The organism is Priestia sp. 179-F W1.4 NHS (genome assembly GCF_045369295.1).
In the GTDB taxonomy this organism is placed as follows: Bacteria; Bacillota; Bacilli; order Bacillales; family Bacillaceae_H; genus Priestia; species Priestia zanthoxyli.
Window position 1 is genome coordinate 1 of sequence record NZ_JBIQFF010000067.1, and the last position, 689, is coordinate 689.

General features: G+C 38.8%; 2 protein-coding genes. Both read right to left on the reverse strand.

Going from position 1 to position 689, the window contains the following annotated elements:
- The coding region (locus tag ACH0CI_RS28245) for an IS3 family transposase (RefSeq protein ID WP_406902665.1) at positions 1–356 on the reverse strand (356 nt) is incomplete at its 3' end.
- Positions 338–658, reverse strand: coding sequence for a transposase (locus tag ACH0CI_RS28250; protein WP_033578679.1), 321 nt, complete (start codon positions 656–658; stop codon positions 338–340). The genes ACH0CI_RS28245 and ACH0CI_RS28250, both read right to left, overlap by 19 nt.
- Positions 659–689 lie beyond the last annotated feature (31 nt).

Genomic DNA, 689 nt, shown 5'->3' on the forward strand with positions numbered 1-689 from the left:
TCACGATTTAATACATTCTCTGCAACCTGATAAGGTTGCCCTGTTCGCTGACGTTTCTTCCGTTTTACGCGACATTGCCAACCATACTTCTGCATGGCACGCTGCACAAACTTATGATTCATCTTCATCGTTCGATTGAGTAATGCTGTAATCTTTCGATAGCCATATCGAAACTTGTGTTTATGACATTGTTCACCAACTTGTTGTTCCATCCATTTCTTTAGTGTATCCCGTTTTGTATGTTGCTTCCAACGATAGTAAGTGGATCGAGGGATATTAAGATGTAAACAGATTTGATAAATAGGCACCTGACCTTTTAGCTCTTCCACTGTGTTTACTACAATTTCTGGTACCACTTCCTTTCCAATTCCTTGTACTTTTTTAAGATCTCAATCTGTTGCTTTAACTGCCGGTTCTCTGCCTCTAACTTAGACGTCTCGCTCTTAAATTCAGGACCTTTCCCATATGAATACTGCTTGCCTACAGGCTGTCCAAATCGATGCATTTCTCCATTTTTATACCATGTCATCCACGTTTTCAATTGGGTATGATTACGAATATTCAGCTGTGACAATACTTCTTTTACAGGTATACCAGCTAATCTCATTTCAATCGCTTTTAATTTTATTTCTACCGGATAACTGACTCTTGTCCCCATAGAAAAAACACCTCCAAGTTATTGTTAGGTA